General features: G+C 57.1%; 22 protein-coding genes and 2 pseudogenes. 14 read left to right on the forward strand and 10 right to left on the reverse strand.

Annotated elements, in window-relative coordinates:
- Nucleotides 1-63: 63 nt before the first annotated feature.
- The 5 genes from mobC to CAMM_RS02695 all read right to left on the reverse strand — a co-directional run bounded on the left by mobC (nt 64) and on the right by CAMM_RS02695 (nt 5,946).
- The gene (gene mobC / locus CAMM_RS13215; protein WP_003848257.1) at nt 64-435 is read right to left on the reverse strand and encodes a plasmid mobilization relaxosome protein MobC; all 372 of its coding nucleotides are present in this window, start codon (nt 433-435) and stop codon (nt 64-66) included.
- 260 nt (nt 436-695) lie between these two features.
- Nucleotides 696-1,019, reverse strand: a complete 324-nt coding sequence (locus CAMM_RS02680; RefSeq protein ID WP_003848255.1) for a hypothetical protein — start codon at nt 1,017-1,019, stop codon at nt 696-698.
- A 3-nt stretch (nt 1,020-1,022) separates the two neighbouring features.
- Complete coding sequence (locus CAMM_RS02685) at nt 1,023-1,361, reverse strand: hypothetical protein (protein WP_003848254.1); 339 nt, start codon at nt 1,359-1,361, stop codon at nt 1,023-1,025.
- Nucleotides 1,362-1,474: 113 nt separating this feature from the next.
- Complete coding sequence (locus CAMM_RS02690) at nt 1,475-5,641, reverse strand: DNA polymerase (protein ID WP_003848251.1); 4,167 nt, start codon at nt 5,639-5,641, stop codon at nt 1,475-1,477.
- Complete coding sequence (locus CAMM_RS02695) at nt 5,641-5,946, reverse strand: helix-turn-helix domain-containing protein (protein WP_040355920.1); 306 nt, start codon at nt 5,944-5,946, stop codon at nt 5,641-5,643. The genes CAMM_RS02690 and CAMM_RS02695 overlap by 1 nt, the downstream gene beginning before the upstream one ends.
- A gap of 955 nt (nt 5,947-6,901) precedes the next feature.
- Here CAMM_RS02695 and CAMM_RS02705 point away from each other — a divergent pair.
- Nucleotides 6,902-7,519, forward strand: coding sequence for a recombinase family protein (locus CAMM_RS02705; RefSeq protein ID WP_003848243.1), 618 nt, complete (start codon nt 6,902-6,904; stop codon nt 7,517-7,519).
- 430 nt (nt 7,520-7,949) lie between these two features.
- On the opposite strand, the gene CAMM_RS02710 is transcribed toward CAMM_RS02705, so the two are convergent.
- Nucleotides 7,950-9,509 (reverse strand): SulP family inorganic anion transporter, encoded by a 1,560-nt coding sequence (locus CAMM_RS02710; RefSeq protein WP_003848241.1) that lies wholly within the window; start codon nt 9,507-9,509, stop codon nt 7,950-7,952.
- Nucleotides 9,510-9,678: 169 nt separating this feature from the next.
- Between CAMM_RS02710 and CAMM_RS02715 the strand changes: the two genes are divergently transcribed.
- Nucleotides 9,679-10,083, forward strand: coding sequence for a MerR family transcriptional regulator (locus tag CAMM_RS02715; RefSeq protein ID WP_003848239.1), 405 nt, complete (start codon nt 9,679-9,681; stop codon nt 10,081-10,083).
- 293 nt (nt 10,084-10,376) lie between these two features.
- Here the strand turns inward: CAMM_RS02715 and CAMM_RS12845 are convergent.
- Nucleotides 10,377-10,454, reverse strand: a pseudogene (locus CAMM_RS12845) (IS6 family transposase); the annotation flags it as partial.
- A 220-nt stretch (nt 10,455-10,674) separates the two neighbouring features.
- Between CAMM_RS12845 and CAMM_RS13050 the strand changes: the two are divergent.
- Entirely contained in the window at nt 10,675-11,106 is a 432-nt protein-coding gene (locus tag CAMM_RS13050; RefSeq protein ID WP_269472889.1) for an ArsR/SmtB family transcription factor, read from the forward strand.
- Here CAMM_RS13050 and CAMM_RS13220 read toward each other — a convergent pair.
- Nucleotides 11,024-11,194: a hypothetical protein gene (locus CAMM_RS13220; protein WP_003848234.1), complete on the reverse strand. Its 171-nt coding sequence runs from the start codon at nt 11,192-11,194 to the stop codon at nt 11,024-11,026. The genes CAMM_RS13050 and CAMM_RS13220 overlap by 83 nt on opposite strands.
- A 370-nt stretch (nt 11,195-11,564) precedes the next feature.
- On the reverse strand, nt 11,565-12,242 hold the full coding sequence (locus CAMM_RS02740; protein WP_003848233.1) for a COG1361 family protein: 678 nt from the start codon (nt 12,240-12,242) through the stop codon (nt 11,565-11,567).
- 111 nt (nt 12,243-12,353) lie between these two features.
- Between CAMM_RS02740 and eccCb the strand changes: the two are divergent.
- The 10 genes and pseudogenes from eccCb to CAMM_RS02790 form a co-directional block, all read left to right on the forward strand.
- Nucleotides 12,354-14,702, forward strand: a pseudogene (gene eccCb / locus CAMM_RS02745) (type VII secretion protein EccCb); the annotation flags it as partial.
- Nucleotides 14,703-14,705: 3 nt separating this feature from the next.
- Entirely contained in the window at nt 14,706-15,722 is a 1,017-nt protein-coding gene (locus CAMM_RS02750; RefSeq protein ID WP_003848229.1) for a type VII secretion-associated protein, read from the forward strand.
- Nucleotides 15,723-15,849: 127 nt separating this feature from the next.
- Nucleotides 15,850-16,164: a WXG100 family type VII secretion target gene (locus CAMM_RS02755; RefSeq protein ID WP_003848226.1), complete on the forward strand. Its 315-nt coding sequence runs from the start codon at nt 15,850-15,852 to the stop codon at nt 16,162-16,164.
- A 33-nt stretch (nt 16,165-16,197) separates the two neighbouring features.
- Entirely contained in the window at nt 16,198-16,485 is a 288-nt protein-coding gene (locus tag CAMM_RS02760; protein ID WP_003848225.1) for a WXG100 family type VII secretion target, read from the forward strand.
- Nucleotides 16,486-16,767: 282 nt separating this feature from the next.
- Complete coding sequence (rplM, locus tag CAMM_RS02765; RefSeq protein ID WP_040355917.1) at nt 16,768-17,211, forward strand: 50S ribosomal protein L13; 444 nt, start codon at nt 16,768-16,770, stop codon at nt 17,209-17,211.
- Nucleotides 17,211-17,753, forward strand: coding sequence for a 30S ribosomal protein S9 (gene rpsI, locus CAMM_RS02770; protein WP_003848220.1), 543 nt, complete (start codon nt 17,211-17,213; stop codon nt 17,751-17,753). The genes rplM and rpsI overlap by 1 nt, the downstream gene beginning before the upstream one ends.
- A 134-nt stretch (nt 17,754-17,887) precedes the next feature.
- Nucleotides 17,888-19,231, forward strand: a complete 1,344-nt coding sequence (gene glmM / locus CAMM_RS02775; RefSeq protein WP_003848218.1) for a phosphoglucosamine mutase — start codon at nt 17,888-17,890, stop codon at nt 19,229-19,231.
- Nucleotides 19,232-19,351: 120 nt separating this feature from the next.
- The gene (locus CAMM_RS02780; protein WP_003848217.1) at nt 19,352-19,666 is read left to right on the forward strand and encodes a hypothetical protein; all 315 of its coding nucleotides are present in this window, start codon (nt 19,352-19,354) and stop codon (nt 19,664-19,666) included.
- The gene (locus tag CAMM_RS12855) at nt 19,663-21,162 is read left to right on the forward strand and encodes a hypothetical protein (protein WP_003848216.1); all 1,500 of its coding nucleotides are present in this window, start codon (nt 19,663-19,665) and stop codon (nt 21,160-21,162) included. Before CAMM_RS02780 ends, CAMM_RS12855 begins: the two co-directional genes overlap by 4 nt.
- On the forward strand, nt 21,162-21,491 hold the full coding sequence (locus CAMM_RS02790; protein ID WP_003848215.1) for a hypothetical protein: 330 nt from the start codon (nt 21,162-21,164) through the stop codon (nt 21,489-21,491). Before CAMM_RS12855 ends, CAMM_RS02790 begins: the two co-directional genes overlap by 1 nt.
- On the opposite strand, the gene CAMM_RS02795 is transcribed toward CAMM_RS02790, so the two are convergent.
- A complete protein-coding gene (locus tag CAMM_RS02795) occupies nt 21,492-22,352 on the reverse strand; it encodes a dienelactone hydrolase family protein (RefSeq protein ID WP_040355915.1) in 861 nt (286 codons plus the stop codon). It lies immediately after the preceding gene.
- Nucleotides 22,353-22,559: 207 nt separating this feature from the next.
- Between CAMM_RS02795 and glmS the strand changes: the two genes are divergently transcribed.
- On the forward strand, nt 22,560-24,425 hold the full coding sequence (gene glmS, locus CAMM_RS02800) for a glutamine--fructose-6-phosphate transaminase (isomerizing) (RefSeq protein ID WP_003848211.1): 1,866 nt from the start codon (nt 22,560-22,562) through the stop codon (nt 24,423-24,425).
- Nucleotides 24,426-24,433 lie beyond the last annotated feature (8 nt).

Below are 24,433 nucleotides of genomic sequence, written 5' to 3' on the forward strand. Positions count from 1 at the left end.
TTTGCATTCGTACGGTTGCCATAGACCGCGTATACGACAGGCGAAGACAGACTTTTTGATCTATCAACGGTTGTAATTGACATAGCTACTCACCGTATTCTTGAGGTGATTAAAGTCTGCCTGAGCCTGGGATATGAGGGCTATCAACCCGTCGTCGCCAGAGGCGTGCGCCCGCCGTGTGAGCTGGTTGAGATTCACGCCGATACGATTGATCTCTTTCCACAATCGCCTCACGTTGTTCTGAAACTCTTGCGGTGGGTCATTGATCCGACGCTCCCACCCTCGCGGCAGTCGGTCAGCTAGGGTGTGGATAGCTCCCCGCATGACCTCTGCTGGGGACAGGTTGGCGCGCTTAGCGACTTCGCTAACGATATGCCACTGTTCGGCATTAAGTCGCAAAGTCAATCGCTTCTCGACAGGTCCGTCTAGTTTCATTTCATCGTATCTTTCTGTTCGTATATCTTTACGTTCTGTAAATCTCCCAACTCGCTTACACGAGCTGGGAGATAGCCCCTTCTTTCTCCCACGCTTCGAGCTACCTCCGTCTCACTGATTACTGCGTAATCCGTGAGCACTGGTGGTAGTCGAAGTCGGCTCCAAATAAGGGGCGGCCAGCATCACCCTGAGCACCTCCTGCGCTCACCCGACTGGCGCCGGGCAGGGGGCTGGCTGGCAAGGGGTCTTCCCCTTGACCCCTAATCTGGCCAGTCTGTTGACTGGCCAGAATCTCCAGCGGGCGGCTGCACGCCCGCTGGCTCCGACTCACCCCGAGGGGCTTCGGAGGTGGGTTTTCCAACCACCTCCAGCCCCAGTGCGGTGAGTAACTCCGCGACTGTGTGGTCGCGGTACTCCGCCCATTCGGAATCGGGCTTCGCGGCGGCATCGGAGAGCACACGGCCAAGCTCTTGGTTGAGCTTGTCTTGCTGCTCCTTCTCCCGCCGCTTGGCTTCCTCGCGAGCTCTTTTCTCAGACTCAATTCGCTCAAGCGCGATTTCGATTTTTGACTTCTTCGTAGCCATTTCTTAGAACTCCATCTCGATGTCGTTTTGGTCTTTTGACGTAGACCCCGCTGGGGTCATATTTCGGTTCACTGCAGGCTGCTGGCGGTGACGGTTCTTAGCATCACAGCGTTCACACTGCGAGATTTCGATGATGTCTTTGGCGGCGCCTCGCACGTCGTGATTGGTCGAGGTAGCGAGAGCCGTCTCTGCCACCTCGTGCATGTCTTTTTCTGCCTGTTTGGCTTGTGCAGCCAATTGCTGCCAGTCGATGCTGAGTACGCCAGCTGTTGTGGGCGCCACGGGCTCTTTATGTCGGATTCCGGTCACGCTCTCGGTCACCGTGGAAGTTATTTTGCCCATTACTTTTCTCCTTACTTTTGAGGCTTGTCTTATGGGGGAGGGCATCGGGTGGAGACTATGTCCACGCCGATCCCTTGTGGCGGGCCTCGTGGTTTCTGTAGCGTGCTCATTTGTCAATTGTCCTGGCACCCAGCCCAGGACTCCGCAGGGCCTGCTGAGTCAGATAGGACGGGCACGTCCACGCCACCCGTGTTGGGCAGCTCGACGGCCTGGAACGCACCCATTACTGTGTGCTTAATTTCTTCTGCTCGGTCGCGTGGGACTGAAAGCACGATCTCGTCGTGGACAAAGATTCTGACCATCTCAAGCACCTCTGCGGGGAGGTTCAAAACACCTTCAAGGAACACGTCGCGCGCTGTGCCTTGCCCATAGGCAGCAGGTCCTCGCGTGTAGGCTTTTGCACGGTCCACAGTCACACGGCGACCAAAGCCGGTGGGAATCCAGCCATGTGCTGCAGCGTGCTTGCGCAAGTGATCTTTGAACTTCTCGAGAGCAGGAAACTCGTAGTGCAGTCGCTCCAACTGCTTGGTTGCTTCGACCTCTGAGATGCCCGCATGCTGTGCAAAACTTTTCTGTCCCATGCCGTAGTTAGCAGCGTGTGCAAGTGCCTTGGCATCACTTCGTCGGCTGGCATCGCCAAAGACTCTGAGAGCCATCTCGGTATGTGCATCACGACCGGGTGTGAATAGTTGTGCGTAGTTCGCGTCACCGCTGCCCGCCGCCATACAGCGCGCGTCAATCTGAGATAAATCGACAGACACCAGCGCCTCATCGGTGCTGTCCGGCAGGATCATCTCACGCTGACGGATAAGCCACTCCCCACGAGAACCAAAGACCGTCATGCCGGGTTTGGTTGTGCTCAAGCGGCCCGTGGCTTGGATCGACTTAATCGAGGGATACACACGGTCTCCACGCAAATATCTATTAATCGTCGAGGCCGGGGTAGAAGCATGCAGCAGCGTTTCCATCTTCGCGGCTAACTCGACGACTTCCGGTACATCAGGGTGCTTTTCTGCAAGCTCATTTAGCGCCTTCGTGCTGGTGCTGATACTGCCCTTAGACGTGCGCGGTGCGGCTACGTTGAACTGGCTGAGATAATCAGCAATGACCTGCTTGCCAGCTGCTGAAGCCCATGGAGACTTCCCCTCGTCGGGGATGCCTACGGTGTCGATGAGCCAAGTGCGAATCTCGCCCTTCGTCTGTTCTTCTTCTGCGAGAAACTGGTCAACTTTAGAGGTGTCTACGCGGATACCACGAGCTTCGACAACGGCCAAGGCGTGCATCTTTGCGTGCTCGAGGCGTAGATAGTCTTGGTTGATCTCCTTACCGACAGAGGTGAGCAGCTTTTCGTAGACTGCAACATTGGCGCGTACATCTTGCAGGGCATATTCAACATAGTTGGGGTTATCTACTGGGATTTTATCGAAACCACCAAACTGCTTAGCAAGTGCTTTCAGTGCCGTTTCACCGTCGGCAAGCAGTTTGCCGTCCACGCCACACCGGGAAGCGACTTTATCGAGGTCGTACTTGAGGTTCTTATCTCCGCCAGCTCTAAGACGTGCCATCACTAGTGTGTCACGCACACGATCAGCCTTGATCAACGCTTTGACGTCCAGGCCGTAGAGGCGCTGTAAGGCTGGTAGATCATACTGCAGCACGTTATGGCCGACGATGGTGTCAGCCTTCTCCAACAGTGGAATCAGCTCGCCAGCAATGTCGGTCGTGGGAACCGGTTCGGCGCCGTTGACGGAGTACGTGGCGAGACGCACAAAACCAGGGACTTCTGTGACGTGAAGGTCGTCCGCGTCTCCAGTCTCAAGGTCAAATACGACGGTGGTTCCGGTGTCTTCTGTTAGTGGCGCAGGCGGCCGTGGCGGTGGCGTACCACCGCCGTTGCCACCGTCGTCACCATCATCAGGACCGACGTGCACAATATCGAAGAGGTTAGTGTGATTGAGCATCCTGACGACCTTCATGACATAACCACCGATCGTACGGTTCTGCATCTTTGTATAAAACCGGCCTAACCGCTGGGCGGTCGCTTCGGAAGGAGACTGGAGGTCAGATGGGAGAGGTACAAATTCGCCATTGATTTGAGACTCCTGAATTGCGTTCTGCGCGTCGAACGCACGGAACGGACTATCAAAGGTCCGATACAGCCAGTCGATGTGGGCGAGGTCTTCCTGATCACTCTCATTGCGCCTTTCCCGTTGCTCGCGCACTCCCTCCATAAGGTCGGCGCGTCCAGCGAACGCGAGAATCCCACCTACTGCCTCGTACCACTCGTTGAAGCTACCGGTGTCCTGCCCGGTGATAGGCCCAGGTTTACCTGCGACGATCCATGCGCGGATTAGCGTGAACGCGGCCTGCAGGAGAGCCTTTCGGTTCTCACGAACCCACGCCTTGAGGTCGGGGTGCTGGAAGTCGTCGCGTGCCTCAGGATTCGCCAAGGGCGTCTCCATCTCAACGATGATGCTGCGGCGTGCCAGGTCTTTTTTAACTGCGACATTGTTGCCAGCGGCAAAAACGCAAGCAGAATTTACCACCAGCTCGTGCTTTGACTCACCGAGGATACGTCCGCCGAAGTGCGTGCCTGTGAGCATAGAGGCCAGGGCCAGACTTTCTAGCCCTTCTCCGGCCTCGTCGAACATCAGCTGGGTGCGACCAGCCAAAAGCGCAGAGTAGAGTAGCTTCTCCATTTCCTCGTCGTGGAAGGGGAGCTTCTGTAGATGTGCGTCATGACCACTTGCGATAAGGCTCGTTATAGAGAGCAGTAGACCTTTACCCGTACCGCGATTATTTGCCGTGACGACGTGCATAGGCGCGGTAGGGCATGCAGGCCGCACGAGCAGGGTGAGCAGCATACCGAGCGCGCGTGTGCGGTCGGCTTCTTTCTTGAATGGGAAGTCGGCATAAGCCTCCTCCAGCAACTCGCGCGCAGCCTGGACGTCGCAGTGGGTGGGAGCCTCGGGCACGCTAAACCCTTCCAGGTTATCCGACAAATCCACGTAAAGACCTGTCTCAGGGTCGTACCCGGACTGGCAAACGATCGTTCCTTCCTTGGAAAGAACAGGGGTCTCGGTGATACCCCTGATGTTGGAGTATTTGGACGAGCGCGATTTGTTGAAGATGATCCCGGCCTCAGTGTTCGTGAGTGCACGAACCCGTGTCTTCTTCGTCATGGCCTGCTTTACACGGATGGCCTGAGCTGCCAGGTCGATGGCGTAAGGGATTTCCACGACATCCAACTGTTTGCGGTCATCACGTGTTTCCAAAGCGACGAGCTTGTCGCCGGACCTAAATAGCTTTGTGCCTGCATACTTGTTGTACACAGCCTGATCTACCGCGTCATGGAAGAACTCAGCGTCCAGATCAGAGTCCACAGACGGCTTCCTGCTTTCTGTCTGCATGGTAGAAGCAGTGTTCGTTTGCGTTTGCGCCGGACGCTTTTTGCAAGGTTTGTCGCCTGCTTGCTTGATCCACAACTCCAGCATGTCCTCCCGACGGTCGTCGGAGATAACGGCGAGCACGTCGTCGAGACCCTGCTTTCCGCCGCCGGGGACGTTGACGAAGCGGACGGGACTCGCGCCCCACTGACGGCAAAGGGTGCCTAGGTCTTCGGCGCCGTCGTAGACCATGCGGTTAGTCGCTGCATCGGCATCGGCGATGATGTAGGTGGGGAAGCCATCGACGAGCTGGAACGCAGGGCTTGGGCCATCCACACCGCCCCGCCAAGACGTAATACCTGTCAGCCCGTAGACGGCAGTGCCGGGGTCAGTCGCAGACAGCGCGGCCAGGGCCTGTTTCGTGCCTTCGACGAGCAACACACGGCGGGTTTTATCGTTTACTGCACGTCGCTCAACTAACGCGGGTGTGGGATAACCGGAGTTCTTGGCGGGACAGATGTATTTCGGAGTCCTGCCGTCTGCGAACTTTACGGCACTGGGCTGGGGCTTGACCTGCCAGGTTGTTCCTTTACCAGCTTCTTCGAGCGGGTAGACCAGCGCCGGAAGTGCATTCTCAAAGTTGGCGATCCACTTCAGTGGTTCTGGCAGATCGTCCTTTTCGTAGGCGGTGTACGCGCTACTACTGGCGATGACCTCATCTGAGACCGCTGAGCCACGCATCTCCGCGAGATGGTCGGCGGATAGCAAAGCACTGGAGTCTAAATCTTTACTAGAGGTTGTGCTATCGACGGTAGCTCTTGTAGTATCGGTGTCAGTTAATTGATTTTGAATGTCCTCGCTAGCGGTGGTGGGGACATTTTCTTTTGCGCTCATTAAGCAACTCCTCCTAGCACGGCTAGGAGCTGCTGACGCTGCTCTTCAGTGAAGAGCGGAGCGGAATCCACTATCTTGGCAACGACAGCATCGTCGGTGACAGGCCCATGGACGAAGCCCCCCGTGCTGGCGAGGTAAGCGTCTAGGTCGGTGCGACGGTAACGGACGGACCAGCCGTCCTTGATAAACGCTGGTGCTTGGCCGTTACTACGGCGCTTTTCCAGCGTGCGAGGGCTGCAGTGAAGATGCTGCGCCGCTTCCGCGGTAGTGAAAAATTCTTGATCGGGCGAAATTGTTGAAGGCACGACGAAATCCCTAAGTACGTAAGGATCCCGCACTTTTCGCCCGGTAGGTGCCCCTATTTCATCCGACAGCTATCCCGCTTTTCCGGGGTGGGGAATCACCCGCAGCAGCTGCACTTTTCCATCTCGTCTCTGGCGACTGCAGCTGGTCAGTCTCGGCGAGGTGTCGTGGACTATCTAAGCCTTGCCGGACACTCCACATCCGGAAGGTGGGATTGAACACTTTGTTCGCCATCTATTGTACGCGGCGTACAGCGTCAGGGCAAGTACTTTTCGATATTAGATATGGCAAGACGTTGAAGGCTTAGGGGGATTAGGGGGATACGGGGGCTACGGGGGATGTTTTCGGCCTTTAGCCAAAAAATCCAAAAAACGTATTAATTGGTAAAGACCCATTAACGTCTTTTTTGAAAAATCTAGGATTTGAGCATAAGTAGCCCCCGTATCCCCCTAATCCCCGTAGTTTTCCATCATGGTAGCCACAACCCGTGTTCGGGTAAAGCAGGGTTCTTGAGGCGGCCGCAACCGCGATGCGTCTTCTCGAGTCGTCCGACCTTATCGGACGGGGCCAGCAGGCCGCCTTGTTTCTTCCCGAACCCGATGTGGAGGTTCATCCCGGGCGCCCGCGATCAATGAGACCTTCCCCGGTAAGTGCGTGGGTGGAATTGTGGCCGGCACTTACCGACGCGATCGAGGAAGCCCAACGTGATCCGGAGATGGCCCGCCGTCTATTTAACTTCATCGTCGCTCTTCGCCGAAAAAATGAGAAGTATGTGCAAAGTGTCCGAGACAATTTTGGGGACCTAGGTATCCCAACCAAATTTTAGTCACTTTACTTATTTTTCATACCGTTCACGTAACGTAGAATAAATAACGCGTTAAGTGACAATTTTTGTGGACGTGGGCACATGCTAAAAAAGTGTCACGTAAACGTTCGTATAAGTGATGGGAAATAGCTATGGCTCTGATTGGTTACATGAGGGTTTCAAAAGCGGATGGGTCACAATCCACTGATTTACAGCGTGACGCCCTACTTGCCGCCGGCGTTGATCCCGAACACATCTATGAGGACAAGGCGTCCGGTAAAAAAGAGGACCGCCCGGAATTAGCGTCGTGTCTGAAAGCACTGCGTCCCGGCGATACCTTGCTGGTGTGGAAACTGGATCGGCTGGGCCGGAATCTACGCCACCTGGTCAACATTGTCCACGACCTCACCGCCCGCGGTGTCGGGCTGAAAGTGCTGACCGGTCAGGGCGCGGCGATCGATACGACCTCGGCTCAGGGCAAGCTTGTCTTCGGCATTTTCGCCGCACTCGCCGAGTTCGAGCGCGAACTGATCTCCGAGCGCACCAAGGCTGGCTTGGAATCGGCCCGGGCTCGCGGACGTAAGGGGGGACGTCCCCACAAGATGACCCCTGCGAAGGTGCGCCTGGCGATGGCGTCGATGGGGCAGCCCGAGACCAGCGTCGCAGCCCTCTGCAAAGAACTCGACATCACCCGCCAAACTCTCTACCGGCACGTTTCCCCCACTGGTGAACTGCGCGAGGATGGGCGGAAACTGCTCACCGGACGCTGACGTCCTACCGCAGCACAGCGACATGGCGGCATGTGCGGGACCGTCTTGAAGGGTCCCCGTATATAGAGGTATAACCGCGGAAAACTAAAAGAAGGAAACCAGGCGCTCACTGCCTGTCTTGTGACTGGTGTTCGACCCAGCTGTGGAGGAACGTACTGTCGGGTTGCGCCCGGATTCTGCCCGTGTCCTTGGCTGACTGCGACTACCTCTTCATTGCGGTGCTGTTCATCGGCGATGTACAGCATTGCAGGTCAGGTGGGGTTAAACTACGTTTTGAAGCGGCACTCGTGCCTAGACACGTGTGCCGCTTCGTTCTTACCTTCTCGTGCTGCGCAGTCTCACACTCACCCCACTAGGGGCACTTTGGTTACACATTGTCTCAATGCCCCAGAGCCGAGACACCTCATCTCTACGGTCGGTACGGGCTGGTCTAGTGGCCTTCGCCGAGGCGGCCGGAGAGCTGCTCCAGGCGCCGTTCACTCGGGCCGTCGAGGCCGATGATCTCTACGGTTTTACCCTTGGCCTGGAATTTCTGGGTGATCGAATCGAGGGTGGCCACCGTGGAGGCGTCCCAGATCTCGGCCATCATCATGTCGATGATGATGTGGTCGGCTTCATCGGTGTAGTCGAACTGGTAGACCAGGTCATTGCTTGATGCCCAGAACAGCTGTCCGGAGACCCGGTAGGTGCGAATATCGATCGTGCCGTCGCGGTCCACGTCGAGCTCGCGAACCATCTCGATCCGAACCAAGTGGGCCACCCGGCGGGCGAACATGATCATCGCGGTGACCACACCCAGGACCACACCAATCGCCAGGTTGTGGGTGGCTAGGGTGGCAATAATCGTCACGGCCATGACGATGGTTTCGCTCACCGGCATGAGTTTGAGTGTGCGTGGGTGCACGGAATGCCAGTTCACGGTGCCGACCGAGACCATGATCATGATCGCGACCAGGGCGGCCATGGGGATCATTCCGACGATATCGCCTAGTGCCAGGACGAGGATGAGCAGGAAGACACCCGAGAGCAGGGTGGATAGTCGGGTGCGTGCGCCGGATTCGCGGACGTTGATCATGGTCTGGCCGATCATCGCGCAGCCACCCATGCCGCCGAAGAAGCCGGAGGTGATGTTCGCGACACCCTGGCCCCAGCTTTCGCGGGTCTTATCGGAGTGGGTGTCGGTGATGTCGTCGACGAGCTTGGCGGTCATCAACGATTCCATGATGCCGACGATCGCCATGGCCAGGGCGTACGGGGCGATGATCTGGAGGGTTTCCAGCGTGAGGGGCACGTTCGGGATGAATAGTTCCGGCAGGGACTCAGGCATCTGGCCCATGTCCGAGACCGTCGGGACGGTGAAGCCGGCAACAATGGCCAGGCCGGTCACCACGATGATCGTGATCAGCGGGGCCGGGATCACCCCGGTGACCTTCGGCCAGAAGATCATGATCAACACGCCCAGGCCCACCAGGGGGTAGACCATCCAGGGCACGTCGATCAGGTGCTCGAGCTGGGCGGTGAAGATCATGATTCCCAGTGCGTTGACGAAGCCGAGCATCACCGACCTAGGGATAAACCGCTGGAGTTTCGCCACCCCCAGCAAAGCCATCACGATCTGGATGACGCCGGCCAGCAGGACGGTGGCGATGAAATAATCCATCCCGTAATCACGCGCCACAGGAGCAATGACTAGGGCGATCGCACCGGTAGCACCGGTGATCATCGCCGGGCGGCCACCGGTGAAGGCGATCGCGATCGACATGACCACCGAGGAGAACAAGCCGACGGCTGGGTCGACACCGGCGAGGATGGAAAAGGCGATCGCCTCAGGGATCAGCGCGAGTGCGACGGCTAGGCCGGCCAGGACCTCCTTGCGGAGGCGGGTGAGTGAGGAGAACGCGTAGCGGAAGGATGCGACGACTCCGTTGGGGGCGTCGGTGCCCTCCGGATCAGATTGGGGGCGCGGAGCCACCGTGCTAGTTTCAGTCATAGATGTCCAATCTTTGAGGGGATAGTTAACTGGGCGAACGCCCGAAAGGAATCCAACCCTCTAGTAGCTTTAGGGTTGGTGATGGTGGTTATGGTAGCGGGAGTTTTGCTCAACCGCCAACCCAGGCACAGGAACCCGTGGGCAACATCACCGTGAAGGAGAACAGGCAATGCAAAACAGTAATTTCAAGATCGGCGAGGTCGTTGACCAGACGGGGTTGTCGATTCCCACCTTGCGTCATTATGACAACGTCGGCCTGATTAGCCCATCGGGGCGTAGCCCTGGTGGGTTCAGGCTTTATAGTGAGGCTGATGTACGTCGTGTTTTGCTGGTGCGACGGATGAAACCGCTGGGGTTTACTCTGGATCAGATGCGGGAATTCCTGGAAGCTGCGGAGATTCTTCATAGTTCGGATGGCGTGCAGGACAGTGATCCCGCACAGCAGGCACGGAGTAATGCCAAGGCCACCCTTGCCGGCATTCGTGAGGAGACGCGCACCCGCTACGAAAAGCTACGCAAGCAAATTGCCTACGCTGAGGAATTCCTCGATCTGGTCAACACCCTGGCATCCTAAACTGCCCCCATCCTTCGCAGGGAGAAAAAGACCATCCTATTGGATGTGCTCTGTCGAGTCGCGTTCCAGATGAAGTGGACGAACGCCCGCGGCCTCTCCGGAGTGGATGGCGATAGTGCAGAGGACTTCTGAAATCCGTGCAGACGACTCCTCAAAACGACACAGTCATCCAAGGTCACAAAATCGAAAATTGTCACTTAACCCGTTATTTTACCTACGTGGTGCTGTTGCAAAGTTGGGCCAGGGTCGAAAAGCCCAACCTCAAGACATTAGTTGTCCTTGCTCCGGGGTGCTTAAGCTGTCTCGAATATCCGGCTGACGATCACCGCGTCTGGGTTCGGGTGCCCGTAGGTAAACATCGTGCCCTGGCCCAACTTTGCAACAGCACCTTTTCAATCCATTGTCATTGATGGTGTCCCACTTCCTTGAAAGTGAGGCGCTCGGGAAAGGCCGGAAGGGGCCTCTTTCCCGACGTTCAAACCATTGCTTGAAATGCAAGTACGCGCTTGTTGATATCGGAGTGTGCTTACAGAGATTTCCTTATCCATCCCCGCGTCGGATCTCAGTCCCGCCGAGCGGGCCCAGTTACTCGTGCCCACTCTGTCCGCACTGTCGGATGAAAACCGGTTGACGATCCTGCTCACCTTGGCGGAGACGTCGATGACCAACCGCCAGCTCCATGAGGCCACCGGGATGAGTCAGGCGTTGGTCAGCCATCATCTGGCTGGCAACCCCGAGGGGCACTCTGTCGTCAGCACAACGAGAGGAGTGGAGTTTCGATCGATGCAGGAAACACCGGCACCTCATCCTCCGGGGGCCGAAAAGTGTTCCACATCTTCCTGCCCGGCGGAGTTTGAATGTGATCTGATCCGGGAGCGGAGACACGCCGGTCTGGAGGCTGCCTGGGCTCGTGGCCGCACGGGAAGCCGGCCACCACTGCTCAGCGGGGACAAGCTGCGCACCGCGCGGGAAAATCCGCGAGCAGATCAGTTACTACCCCTGAACCCTCGCGGTGGCGTGTAAGAAGTCGGTATATCTGTCGCCGGGACATCCCCAGCTCTTCGGCGACCGCATCAGCAGTGCTTACTCCGACTTTCTCGTGCTCAGCCAACCTAGCGATTGCCCGTTCCTGTGCTCAGGCCTGTTCCCACTCAGCTTCTGACATTTTCAGCCTAGTGCATATGACTACTGACCGGATGGTGTTCAGAAGCCGTCGTCACATCCCTGGTCACCGGGGGTCATCTGTGCCAACGCCTTCTGACTCTGACAGTAATTCTAAAACTGCCCTATTGGGGTGTACTCTTTGGCCGCCTTATAGGGCGTAAACTTTGGCTTCGTCAATTACCTTGCTCCATTCAAATTTGAAAGCGGTTGTTTTAAATTTCGATGAGCAGTAATCGGCTCTGAGCGCGTTGCGGCTTAAATTTGTTCCTCCGAAAGAGGGGTGGTGGGATTTTGATGTGCGGAAACGCGGATGGTTCTCAGAGTTTCCGGGAAATCCTCCCAAGCATGCGATTGTTTTCTTGTATATCCTTGGAAAGCTGTTTCTCAAAGTTGAACTGGCCATTGGTTGAAGTGCTATTGGTCCGAAAATCCGAGCCAATTACGCTGCGAACATTCAGTTCAAAATGTTCTGAGTAGTGGTTGTTCAGCTCATCATCGTACTCCAGTAGGACGAACAGCTTTGCGGGCACGCCCTCGGCAGAATTCGAAATTAAATTGCCATCCAAGAGCTTTTCATCAGGTTGTAGCCAATATGCAACGTCTACTTGGTGGCCGGGAACCCAAGTGGAAAAGACTGTGTTGCTGAAAATCGATTTGGCGCGTCTTACTGGTGAGTAATGGAAACCTCCAACGGCGGCTCCATTCTGTTCGGTTGTGCTAGGAAGATCTGGTTCAAACGTAACCTTTACGTTCTTTGCCACAGACTTTCCTCTATTAGAAACCATTAGACGTAAAGTTTCTTTTGCATAATCTGGCATCAAGATTTGAGCCATCATCATTGGCCGATTGGCGTTAATGTTGATCTGCCTATTTAGACGTAACGAACGCCGTGCTACAAGGAGGGAAACGAGGGCGATTAGAGCGATAGATGCGTTGATTAAGACGCTAGTCCTTTCGGTTGTCCACCAGCCTGCAAAGTCTAGGAAATGTTCCATTCACCAATCGTATCTCTATTTCTCTAACACTTTCCGTGCTGTGGACACTGAGGATCTCTGCCCCCTAGGCGCAACCCCAGAGTCTACCCCTATTGTACTCACAACCCATGTTCGTTTAAATCCGAAGCCTTGCGCACGATCGTCTTAGCCCTGGCTGCCACGCATAGCCCGGAAGAACTGAATTATGTGCTCGTTGATTTCAAAGGTGGTGCGACTTTTTTGGGCTGCGACCTGCTTCCGCACACAGCAGCGGTCATTACCAACCTCGAAGACGAGTCCGCGCTGGTGGAGCGCATGTATGACGCGATTTCCGGGGAGATGAACCGCCGGCAAGAAATCTTGCGGGAGGCGGGCAACTTCGCCAATGTCACCGATTACACCACGGCGCGCTTGCACGGCCGCGAGGATTTAGACCCGCTGCCGGCTTTGGTTATCGTGGTCGATGAGTTTTCAGAATTGCTCATGCAACACCCAGATTTCGCGGAGCTTTTCGTGGCCGTCGGGCGCTTGGGCCGCTCCTTGCATGTGCACTTGCTCCTCGCCTCGCAGCGTTTAGAAGAAGGAAGACTGCGCGGGCTGGATTCGCACTTGTCTTATCGCTTGGGCCTAAAGACCTTCTCCGCTGTTGAATCACGCCAAGTGTTGGGCGTGCCGGATGCCTACCATCTGCCCAGTGAACCGGGTTCTGGGTATTTGAAAACAGATGCCGATGCGCTGGCCAGGTTCCAAGCCTTTTATGTCTCCGGCGGCATCGTCCGCGAATCCGCCAGCCTGGACCACGATGAAGACAATCGCCTCGGCATTAAGGAATTTACGGGGTGGGAGAGCGATATCCCCGCTGAGCGCACCGTCGATACGTATGTGGATAATTCCACGACCCTGCTGGATGAGGTAGTCACTGCCACCCGCACGGAAGCTTTAGCGCGCGGGCAAGCCGCGCACCAAGTGTGGCTGCCACCGTTACCGCCCGCTATTGAACTGTCCGCGGTCGCTGCGGACTTTGTCAGCGGCACTGAACACCGCATCCACGCGCCCATGGGTATTATCGACCGGCCCTATTACCAGCGCCAAGACCCGCTGCTGGTGGATTTAACCTCCGGTCACCTGGCACTGTGCGGCGGTCCGCAGTCTGGAAAGTCCATGGCATTGCGTACGATGGTCGCCGCTCTTGCCTCAGCGAATTCGCCAGATTTCCTGCGCTTTTATGTCATCGACCTTGGCGGCGGGCAACTAGGTGGCTTGGAACGCCTACCGCATGTCGCAGCCGTTGCTGGGCGCCACGAACCGGAGAAAGTCCGGCGCATCGTTGATGAAGTCACCGGAATCATCGAAACGCCAGAGACTCGGCATACCTTCTTAGTCATCGACGGCTGGCACGCAATTGGCACGGCCGGCGCTGATTTTGAAGATTTAAATGACGCCATCACCAGAATTGCCGCTGATGGCCCATCCGCGCAGGTGCATGTGCTTATCTCCACGCCGCGGTGGACCACCCTGCGCCCGGCAATCCGCGACCTGATTTCCGAACGCTTGGAGCTCAAACTCGGCGAGCCGATGGATTCGCTCCTCGATCGCAAAAAGCAACAAAAATTACCCTCCGCGCCGGGCCGGGGCATTACCCCAGAGGGTGAATTCTTCTTATTCGCCAGCACCTCGCGCCAAGATCTCGCGCACATTGAGCACATGTGGGCCGACGCCCAGCCAGTTCCCGCGCTGAAAATGCTGCCGCAACATTTGCCGGTGGAATCACTTCACCCAGGCACCGATGCGCATCTGATTCCGTGGGCTGTCGGAGGGCGCGATCTGGACACGCACTGGTGGGATACCCGCAGCAACTTCGTGGTGGTGGGCACCTCCGGTGTCGGCAAAACCACGGTGCTTGCCACTCTCTTACAGGCCATTGCGGCACAGGACCCAGCGGAGGCACGCATTGTGCTTATCGATGAACGCCGCAGCCACCTCGGCACCGTCGATGAGGCGATGATCGCCGCCTATGCTGCCACATCCGCCGCCACGGAGAAAGCACTGCGCGATTGCGCCACGACGTTAAAATCCCGCTTACCGGGGCCGGAGATTACCCCTGCGGAATTGGCAGCACGCAGCTGGTGGACAGGACCGGATATCTACGTGGTCATCGATGATCTCGACTTGATTAGCGAAATGGCCCTAGCGCCACTGGTGGAACTACTCCCGCACGCCCGAGATATCGGATTGCACCTCGTCGTCGCGCGCAAAGCCGGCGGCATGGGTCGCGCGCTTTTTGGGCAATTCTTATCGCAACTGCGTGATACCCAGCCGACGGTCTTTGTCATGGACTCGCCACGCGATGAAGGCACCATGTTCGGCATTAAACCTGCCGCCCAACCACCAGGCCGCGGGCAATTAGCCGTCGGCGGGGAAGTAGTAGGGCTGTGCCAAGCAGCGCTGCCGCGGGTGATGAGTGAAGAAGTGGAAGGATAAAAGATGTCACTGTATGAATCGACCACAGTTGATCTCACCATTACGGTCTTAGATACCGCCACCATATTTGAAGGTCCTGAAGCCATCTATCGCTACGACCTTCCCGGCACCGCCGTCGTCGAAGGCTGGGCGCTGTCCGGAGTGATGGATCAAGCCCAAAAGATGCTGCCCGCGCAGTGGCCCGAGGTCACCGTGGCCGTCGTGGCGGACTATTCCGGCGGGCCGATGTCGCACGAGGCCGTTAAAATTATTCGCCGACAACTACAAGTTCACAATGTCGTCATCGCCGAGCATGAACCCGCCGGCGCCCCGGCCCGCTATGAAGAACCCGCCGAACTGCCACGCCACTATGACACAGCCGTAGAACCGGAGCCTGACACCGCGGATATTATTCGCCCCTCCGACGAGGATGAATCCCTATTATCGCAGACTGCCCAGCGCAAAGGTCTCGTCGCGCTGCTAGCTCTGTTAGTCGTCATCATCGCAGTCATTATTTGGGCACTGTTTCGCAGCCCCTCCCAACCGGCCGAAGAAATAGCATCAGCAAGTTCTACATCCATCGCGGCAACTCCCACGGCACACGCCGCGAGCACACCATCGACCTCGACCTCGTCCGCTGCCGCACCCGTGCACCACACTATTGAAGCTGGCGGACTCCGCGTCGTACTTCCAGAAGGGTTTACCCATACCGAGGAAGACGGTTTAGTTACCGCCACCGGCCAAGATCCCAACTTGCGCATCATCATGGTCATGGATCCGCTCTACGCAGTGCCCGTCAACGCGTTATTTGCGGAGATTCGCGCGCAAATCGATACGGATGAAACCTTGTCCGACCCGCATGAAGCCAACGGGCGGCTGACCTATATCGAAAGGCCTGGCGATGATTCCGAGGTCAAGTGGACCACGTGGGTCGATGATGGACAACAAGTCTCATTAGGCTGCCACACCCGCACCGAGCCCAGCATGGCCCAGCGCGCAGCCTGCCGCATGGCGGCGGAGTCGATTGAAAAAGCGGCATAATTCGAGCCGGAACCTTCGGGGAAAAGTGCCAGTCCAATGTAGTTAAGGAAGCACGGTCACCGGATAGACGGCCGTTTCCGATGGACACTTTCATGCCGACTTAGTACCCACAGAAGGGGATAGACCCATGAGCCAAATGTTTAAAACCGAAGCAGAAGTAATGGTCGCGACCGCCGGGCGCGTCGACACCACCAATGATGAAGTCGCAGCGGAGCTAACCCGCTTGCAGGGCGTTGTTGACCAAGTGCGAGCCAGCTGGACCGGCTCGGCGCAGGTGTCCTTTGACAACCTGATGAATCGCTATGACGCATCCGCGCAGCAACTGCAAGAAGCATTGACCTCAATTAGCGAAAATATTCGCGCCAACGCCCGCAACTTCGACTCGGTGGAGGCCCAGAACCAGGATGCCTTCAACAACGTCGGCGGCGGACTCGCCCTTTAACCACCAAGACAACAACGAGAAGGAATCACCATCATGAGCGAAATCAAGTACCAATTCGGCGCTATCTCTAACGCTGCCGCAGACATCAACTCCACCTCGTCGCGCATCAACGGTCTGCTCGATGATCTCAAAGGTGTCATCGCACCCATGGCCGCAACGTGGGAGGGCGAATCCGCCGCCGCATACAATGAAGCGCAGGCAAAGTGGGATAACGCCGCAGCCGAGCTGAACACGGTCCTGGCTACCATCTCCAATACCGTGTCGCAGTCCAATGACCGCATGAGCGATGTCAACCGTCGCGCGGCAGCAAGCTGGGGATAAAGCCTCACCACATAAACCACAGTGTCCCAGGCGGGATAACACACCGGTTGCGCAGGGCACAGTGCGCTTGTCGATGCAGGGGCTTGGCATCGAAAAGCAATGCACTTCTGCGCGACTGGTGTGTTTTGGTTTTCTGGGTATCGGCGATTATGCTAGATCCCCTGTGTGCTTTGTCGGCTTGAGCCGACGCACGGTCTGCAGGTCTCCACCGGCCGCTGCGTGACTGTGTGTGAGCACGTAGCGCTGGCCGGCAGCCCCCAGAGACAACTCCAAGGAGTCATTTTGTCTACTTTCCACCCAAAGAGCGGTGACATTACCCGTAAGTGGTACGTCATCGACGCAACTGATGTGGTGCTGGGCAAGCTTGCTTCCACCGTGGCAGATATGCTGCGTGGCAAGCACAAGCCTCAGTACGCACCAAACGTTGACTGTGGTGACCACGTCATCATCATCAACGCTGAAAAGATTCACGTTTCTTCTAACAAGCGCGACCGTGAAAAGCGCTACCACCACTCCGGTTACCCGGGTGGTCTGCGCACCATGACCCTGGGCCAGTCCCTGGACGCAAACCCAGCGCGCGTAATCGAAGAAGCAATTGTTGGCATGATGCCACACAACAAGCTTTCCCGTTCCTCTGCTAAGAAGCTTCACGTCTTCAACGGTGCAGAGCACCCATACGCCGGTCAGAAGCCGGAGACCTTCGAGCTTAAGCAGGTGGCACAGTAATGGCTGAAAACGAGAACCTCGAGAACAACGTAGCTGACGCAGCGGACATCGCTGCTGCAGCTGCTGCAACCGAAGAGTTCACCAACACCATTGGTGATTCCATTGCTCCAGAGGCAACCGAAGCAGAGACCGAAGCTGACGCTCCTGTCCTGCACGAGGGCCCAATCCAGACCGTTGGTCGTCGTAAGCGCGCAATTGCTCGCGTACGCATGGTCGCTGGTTCCGGTGAAATCATCGTCAACGGCCGTAGCCTGGACGATTACTTCCCGAACAAGCTGCACCAGCAGGACGTCCTTCTGCCACTGACCTTGCTTGATCGCGAAGGCCAGTTCGACATGAAGGTTTCCGTCAACGGCGGTGGCCCAACCGGTCAGTCCGGCGCATTGCGTCTGGCTATTGCCCGTGCACTTAACGTCTACAACCCAGCTGACCGCACTGCCTTGAAGAAGGCTGGTCTGCTGACCCGTGACGCACGTGCAGTTGAGCGTAAGAAGGCTGGTCTGCACAAGGCACGTCGTGCTCCGCAGTACTCCAAGCGTTAATCTTTCGCTTTTCTTCTACATTCCCGTCGCACTTTCTTTCGAGAAAGTCGCGGCGGGTTTGTTTTTGCCCAAAACCCGCGCGTTGCCTGCGCCCCAACCGCGCCTTTGCAGCCGCGAGAGTGCATAATTGGTATATGACTCGACTTTTTGGAACCGACGGAGTTCGCGGCCTCGCAAATAAGAAACTCACGCCTATTTTGGCCTTGCGCCTGGGACAAGCAGCAGCGGAAGTGCTCACCGCTGACCGCGAATCCTATGAACTGCGTCCGACTGCGATTATCGGACGCGACCCCCGCGTATCCGGGGAGATGCTGGATGCGGCCATCGCTGCTGGCCTAGCCTCCCGCGGCGTCGACGTAGTGCGGGTCGGTGTGCTGCCGACTCCAGCCATCGCGTTTTTGACCGATGACTACGGCGCGGATTTGGGCGTGATGATTTCCGCCTCGCACAACCCCATGCCTGATAACGGCATCAAGTTCTTTGCCGCCGGTGGTCGCAAGCTGCCGGATGCCGTCGAAGACCAGATCCAAGCAACCATGGAGCGCTTGAGCGATGACGGCCCAACTGGCACCAAGCTCGGCCGCATCATCTCCGAGTCACCCGATGCCCGCGATCGCTACCGCAAGCATTTGCACCAGGCCGTACCGGTCGATCTTTCCGGGCTAAAAGTCGTGGTGGACGCAGCCAATGGCGCGGCATCGCGCGTAGCCATCGAAGCCTACCGCGAGGCGGGCGCCGAAGTCGTTCCGATTCACAACAAGCCCAATGCCTTCAACATCAATGATGATTGCGGCTCCACCCACATCGATAAGACCCAGGAAGCAGTGCTTGAGCACGGCGCTGATTTGGGCTTGGCGCACGATGGCGACGCAGACCGCTGCTTAGCTGTCGATGCCGAGGGCAACGTCGTCGATGGCGATCAGATCATGGCGATTTTGGCCGTCGGTATGAAAGAAGAAAACAGCCTGCGCTTTAACACCTTGGTTGCCACCGTGATGTCGAACCTGGGGCTCAAGCTCGCCATGAAGGAACAAGGCATTGAAGTACGCGAAACCCAGGTGGGCGATCGCTACGTCGTCGAAGAGCTGATGCGCGGGGATTATTCACTCGGCGGCGAACAATCCGGTCACATTGTGTTGCCGGAAGATTGCACCACCGGCGATGGCATTTTATCCGGTCTGTCCTTGATGGCGCGCATGGCAAAGACGGGGAAGTCATTGAAGGAATTAGCATCCGTGATGACAGTCTTGCCACAGACGCTGATTAACGTGCCTGTGTCAAATAAGGCCACCATCCTGGATTCTTCCGAGGTACTCGCCGCGATTGCGCAGGCAGAAGAAGAACTCGGTGAATCTGGCCGCGTCTTGCTGCGACCTTCTGGCACCGAGGAGCTTTTCCGCGTCATGGTCGAAGCCGCGGAAGCAGAACAAGCCCGCAAGGTCGCAGGTCGCCTAGCTGCAGTGGTAGCCGCCGCCTAGAGCCGACAGCAGCAACTTTTAGCCCTTCCCCGGAACTTTCAAGTTCAGGTTGCAGTCCAATATTGATAACGCACGAACTCGTGTGCATTTACGGACTTTACCAAGGGGGAGGGCTTTCGCATGTCAGATGTACATTTTGACCATTCCGAAGCCGTCGGGAAATTGCAAGAGCTTATCGATGACACCGTCGAGCGCCAAAACGCCTTAAACCAACAGGTACCGCGTTTCCCACAGGCAGCGGCTGGACGCGATTTCACCGGCTATGCCCGCAGCATCCAATCGACGCTTGCGCGAATTCATCAGCGCCGCAATAGCCAATTGCACAACATCGCTCGCTCTGCAGCGGTGGCCATTGCAGATTATGGCGTGGCGCGAACAACCGATGATGACTCGGCGGCAACGTTGAACCAATTTGATATTGGGGATGGCAAATGAGCGCATTATCGTCCATGGCAGCCGGAAAATTAGCGGACTACCACGCAGCAGTCGCGCAGTTTCAAGCAGCGTCGTTGGGAGCTTATTCTGGTCCGTCGACACCTTTTGAGCTGTTGCAACAAAAAATCGGCGCCGTGGATGGGCTTAACACCCAAGAATTAGTCGCAGGCACCGCCGCCGCTGTCGGCCCGACGTCTCGGGGTGTACGCGGTAAAAGACCACGTGGAGTCGGCGATTTCTTCCGCACGATGGTCACTAATGCACTGGGCTCTTTTGGCGGCGGGATGCTGGTGGACCATTTTGACAAGCTGGCCGCCGATGACGAAGAAGACGATGAGCAGTGCAGCGTACTGGTCAAAGATTCACAAAAGTGCGCGGAGACTATCGAAGACATTTGCACCACTTCAGATACCGCAATGTCAGAGATTTTAGAACCAGCCACGCATTTGATTTCTATTCTCACCCAGTTTCTTCGCCGCACCCCGATGGGTGCTTTGACCTCCACAGCCATCGGCGTTGCCGGCGGTCTCATTGAAGACACCAATGAACAAATCGTTGGTACCTGCCAAGACCGCGATGACAGCGTCGAGAAATGCTTTGAAGAATTTCTTCGTCGCTGCGATGACGTAGGCGATCGTCCACTGCCGTGTGAGCCTCCCGAGACCTCTGACTGCCCGCTGCCTGCAGCACCAGCTGGCGAACACACCTGTGAACCCCCACCCAAGCCGGTGGATCCATGCCCAGAAGAGACCAAACCGGTCGAGACTAAGCCAGTGGAGACTAAGACGGTAGAACCGAAACCGGTCGAGCCCAAACCAGCACCGACCAAGCCCGTCGAATCCGCACCTGCGCCGCCGCCAGCCCCAGCTCCAACTCCAGAGCCTGCAGCCTGCCCACCGCCAGAAAAGATCCAAGACACCCCTGACTGCGATAAACCAAAGCCGCAGCCGAAGCCAGTGCCGGTGGAAGCGTGTGAACCTGAACCCGCACCAGCAGAGGACTGCGTCGAGGAACCTAGCGAACCGGCCGAACCAGTCCAACCAGAGCAACCCTGTGAACCGGTTGCCGAATCCACGAGCTGCTGCGGAGTTTTGGGAGCGGTCGGCGTAGGCATTGCCATCTTGGGCCTCGGCGCGCTGATGATGGGTATTTCCGAATGCTTGGAGCACTTCGGTGAAACGCCGGAACCCGAACCCGAACCCGAGCCAGAACCGGAACCTGAACAGCCCAAGCCTGAAGTCACCCCGCTACCGGAGGATTTATCCAAAGTGCCCGAACCTACACCACCACCGAAAAAGCTCAGCGCAGTATCTGGAACAGGGGATGTCGTTGTAGAAGACAGTGGTGCACACCAGCCACAGAATCCGCCAGCTGCACCGGCACCTGCGGAACCTCCACCACCTAGCCCAGAACCCGGTCCCAACCCAAGCTCCGCTGATAGCGCAGCTGCACCAACAACTACTAACAGTCCGGCACGAAAGGCAGGCGCGTGGTAATGGATTTTGAAGAATTCGCGCAACAATTTCGCAAGCGCGCAGCGGCGCGGCTTACGGAGTTTGAAGCGACACTAGAAAAGGCACAACGCGATCTGGAAAAGTCGGCTGAGCGTGCAGCGGCCGAAGCGCGGCGCACCGCACCAAGCGGGGAAGTGGCGCAACCGGTAGCGCATAACCGCCCGCTCGATTACCGAACCCCGGAGATTCCACAGCCGACAGTCCAGCCGCAACCGCCGGTGAAACCGGCCGCCGCGGTGCCAGAAAAACAACAAACCCCGGCGCCGCGAAAGGCACCGGGGCAGGTGAAATCTGTCCTGCGAAGAATGTAGTTAGGACTCCTGGCGGACTGGAGCTAATTCACCAGCAGACGGTTCGCCGGCGCGGTCTGCAAGGCTATCGCCAAAGAAGCTTTCGATGCCTTTGGCGCTAGCGTCTGGTTCAGAGAAATCTGAGTACGTCTTATCGCCTTCGAGCTGGTGCTTTAAGAAACCAACCATGAGCCCGCGCGCAATTTCTGCTTGCGAGGCTTGGAACGCGCCGGAGCCGATGGCTAATTTGTAGAATAAATCTTCTGAAAAACCCTGCTGGGTGCCCTTGGTGATCTCACGGTAGGTAACGTCGCCGCCCCAGTTATAGGCAAGCTTCGCGGGGTTTCCGGAATTAAAAATATCGGAGCGGCCGGAGCCGATAATAAGGCCAGGGATTTCTAGGCTGCGCGCGGCGGCATCAGCAGACGGAGAAGACTGCGCAGGATAGTACGCGCCCACGGCCTTGACCTTCTCATTATCCACTGCAGCCAGCACAGCGGAGGCACCGCCCATGCCGTGCCCGATGAGCCCCAATTTGTGCGGGGAGACCGTAATATTGCCGTTGCCCAGCTTGACCCCGGCGGCCACCTGCAGGCTGGACTCTAAGTCCGCGGCTAAGTTGCGGTGGTTAGGGATAAGACCGGTTTCGGTATCCGGCGCAACGACCACAAAACCCCAGCTGGCCAAATGCCGCAGGGTCGCGTGGTAATCTTTGACGTTTTTGCGCCAGTCATGCCCGAACGCAACCGCGGCAAGCCCCTTGCCTTCCGCCGGGGCGTAAACCTTACCGGGCAGGCCGGCGTAATCCAGATCGCCGACGAGCACGCGGTGGCTTCCACGCTTGGACAAAGTTGCCAGGTGTTTCTTCAAATTCGCAGACACAGTACCCAGGATAGAACAAGTTAACTTTCCATGAAGCACTAACATCCCAGCGCAGGTGAATTCCGGCCAATTTGGCCAGGCAGGGGTGAAATCTTGCACACACTTCACCTCACTGCGCGCCGGTTTTTCCTGGTATCGGGAATTTGGCAAATCCAGGCCGATTCTTGTGATGAAAGGATCGGAAAACCTGTTGTAAAGTTTGTGCCTATGTGTGGAATCGTAGGATATGCCGGTCACTCTTCCGAGAACCGAAAGTACTTTGCCGAGGACGTTGTCCTCGAAGGACTTCGTCGTCTGGAATACCGCGGATATGACTCAGCAGGTCTTGCTGTGTACTCCGACGGTGAGCTCCAGTGGCGCAAAAAAGCAGGCAAGGTAGCAGCGTTGGAAGCAGAGATCGCCGCGCGCCCCTTGCCGGAATCGGTTTTGGGCATTGGGCACACACGCTGGGCAACCCACGGCGGTCCTAGCGATATCAACTCGCACCCACATGTCGTCGCCGGCGGCAAGATTGCGGTGGTACATAATGGCATCATCGAAAACTTCGCCGAGCTCAAAAAGGACATGCAAGACAATGGCTACTACTTTGTCTCCGAAACAGACACCGAAGTCGCCGCAACCGTCCTGGGGGATTTATTCCAGGAAACCGGTGACCTCACCTTAGCCATGCGCAAGGCTTGCCAGCTTTTCGATGGCGCCTTTACCCTGCTCGCCCTCCACGCCGACCAGCCGGATCGTATTGTCGCTGCACGTCGCGACTCACCACTCGTCATCGGCCTGGGCGAGGGCGAGAACTTCTTGGGCTCTGATGTCTCCGGCTTTATCGACTACACGAAAAAGGCCGTGGAGATGGACAACGATCACATCGTGACCGTCACCGCTGATGAAGTCATCATCACCGACTACGAAGGCAACCCCCAAGAAGGCAAGCGCTTCGACATCGAATGGGATGCCGCCGCAGCCGAAAAGGGCGGGTTTGCCTCCTTTATGGAAAAAGAAATCCACGATCAGCCAGCGGCAGTGCGCGATACCTTGATGGGCCGCGTCGACGAGAAGGGCAACCTTGCCATCGATGAGCTGCGCATTGATGAGTCCTTGCTGAAATCCATCGATAAGATCATCGTCATCGCCTGTGGCACCGCCGCCTATGCCGGCCATGTCGCGCGCTATGCCATTGAACATTGGTGCCGCATTCCCACCGAGGTCGAATTAGCGCACGAATTCCGCTACCGCGATCCCATCGTCAATGAAAAGACCCTGGTCGTCGCCCTGTCGCAATCAGGCGAGACCATGGATACCCTCATGGCCGTGCGCCACGCCCGCCAGCAGGGTGCGAAGGTCATCGCGATCTGCAATACCCAAGGTGCTTCCATCCCACGCGAAGCCGATGCCGCGCTGTATACCCACGCCGGCCCCGAAATCGCCGTGGCCTCCACCAAGGCCTTTTTGGCACAGATTACCGCCACCTACGTGTTGGGTCTTTACCTCGCGCAGCTGCGCGGGAATATGTTCGCCGATGAAGTCGAATCCATCTTGTCCGACCTGCGCGCAATGCCCGACAAGGTTCAAACCGTCATCGACGGCAAAGACACAGTCTCCGCGCTTGCCACCTCGCTTAACGATGCCACCTCCGTGCTCTTCCTAGGCCGCCATGTCGGCTTTCCCGTCGCACTCGAAGGCGCGCTCAAGCTCAAAGAAATTGCCTACCTGCACGCAGAGGGTTTTGCCGCCGGCGAGCTCAAGCACGGTCCAATCGCGCTGGTCGAAGAAGGCCAGCCAGTCTTTGTCATTGTGCCATCGCCACGCGGGCGAGATTCCTTGCACGCCAAGGTCGTCTCCAACATCCAAGAAGTACGCGCCCGCGGCGCGATCACCATCGTCATTGCCGAAGAAGGCGATGAAGCAGTCGAGGCCTACGCCAACCACATCATCCGCATCCCGCAGGCTCCGACGCTGATGCAGCCTTTGCTTGCTACCGTGCCTTTGCAAATCTTTGCTTGCAAAGTCGCCGAAGCCAAAGGCTATGACGTCGATCAGCCACGTAACCTGGCTAAATCGGTGACAGTGGAGTAGCCGACCTA

The sequence above is a fragment of the Corynebacterium ammoniagenes DSM 20306 genome (assembly GCF_001941425.1).
In the GTDB taxonomy this organism is placed as follows: Bacteria; Actinomycetota; Actinomycetes; order Mycobacteriales; family Mycobacteriaceae; genus Corynebacterium; species Corynebacterium ammoniagenes.